Here is a 1,282-nt window from a genome sequence, read left to right as displayed (position 1 = left end):
AGCAGCGCGTGCAGCACGGCGGGCGCGAGGCCCGGTGCATGCGCGAGCTGCAGCCACGCGCGCAGCGCGGAAGGGGTCAGCGCTTGCGGCGACATGAGGTTCCCCTCGAATGCGACGGCCAGCGGACAGCGTGGCGCCATGATAAAATTTTCATCATCCGAAATACTCGACAGGGCCGCGCGCCACCGGCGTCCGGCCATTTGCAGGAGGCATGACCTGCGGCGTTGATATGCCGCGCGTCCGCCTCATCTTCATTGCATCCCGGCAGTGGCGCCAGCCGGCCGGATGGCCGATGCGGCCCGCCGCTCCACCGAATACCGAACACCATGGCATTGCTGAACATTCTTCATTACCCCGACAAGCGGCTGCACAAGGTCGCCAAACCCGTCGACAAGGTCGACGACCGGATTCGCAAGCTCATCGCCGACATGGCCGAGACCATGTACGCAGCGCCGGGCATCGGCCTTGCGGCGACGCAGGTCGACGTGCATGAGCGCGTGATCGTGATCGACATCTCGGAGGAGAAGAACGAGCTGCGCGCGTTCATCAATCCCGAGATCATCTGGTCGAGCGACGAGAAGCAGGTCTACGAGGAGGGCTGCCTGTCGGTGCCCGGGATCTACGACGAGGTCGAGCGTCCCGACCACGTGCGCGTGCGGGCGCTCAACGAGCAGGGCGAGGCCTTCGAGCTCGACTGCGAGGGCCTGCTGGCCGTGTGCGTGCAGCACGAGATGGATCACCTGATGGGGCGCGTGTTCGTCGAATACCTGTCGCCGCTGAAGCAGACGCGCATCAAGACGAAGATGAAGAAACTCGAACGCGCGATGTGACGCGCGTTCGCCAAGCCCGCTCCCGAACGCTTTCATGACCCATACGTTGCGCGTGATTTTTGCCGGCACGCCGGAATTCGCCGCGGCCGCACTCGCCGCGATCCACGAGGCCGGTTTTCCGGTGCCGCTCGTGCTCACCCAGCCCGATCGCCCTGCCGGGCGCGGGATGAAACTGCAGGCGAGCGCCGTGAAGCGCTATGCCGTCGAGCACGGGATGCCCGTCGCGCAGCCACCGTCGCTGCGCCGCGCGGGCAAGTACCCGGCGGAGGCGGCCGACGCGATCGAACTGCTGCGCACGACCCCGCACGACGTGATGGTGGTCGCCGCAGTGGTCGGCCACGTCGTTGAACTCGTCCCAGTGCTTGATCGACACGCCGCGGCGCGTCTGTTCCTCATACAGGAACGCCTCGACCAGCAACGAGGTTGCGAGGATCTTGTTGCGCGGGCTGTAC

1 protein-coding gene and 2 pseudogenes are annotated in these 1,282 nt (G+C 66.0%); 2 read left to right on the top strand and 1 reads right to left on the bottom strand.

The features are described from left to right. Positions 1–140: pseudogene (locus F3J14_RS36030) on the bottom strand (DNA-protecting protein DprA); the annotation flags it as partial. A gap of 186 nt (positions 141–326) precedes the next feature. Here F3J14_RS36030 and def point away from each other — a divergent pair. Both def and F3J14_RS35025 read left to right on the top strand, forming a co-directional pair. Beyond that, a complete protein-coding gene (gene def, locus F3J14_RS35030) occupies positions 327–830 on the top strand; it encodes a peptide deformylase (RefSeq protein ID WP_166726767.1) in 504 nt (167 codons plus the stop codon). Between the two features lie 34 nt (positions 831–864). Beyond that, positions 865–1,282: pseudogene (locus F3J14_RS35025) on the top strand (hypothetical protein); the annotation flags it as partial.

Source organism: Burkholderia sp. Tr-862 (assembly GCF_011753085.1).
GTDB lineage: Bacteria > Pseudomonadota > Gammaproteobacteria > Burkholderiales > Burkholderiaceae > Burkholderia > Burkholderia ambifaria.
The sequence above is the reverse complement of the archived record's forward strand: the minus strand, read 5'-3'. Positions and strand labels throughout refer to the sequence as shown.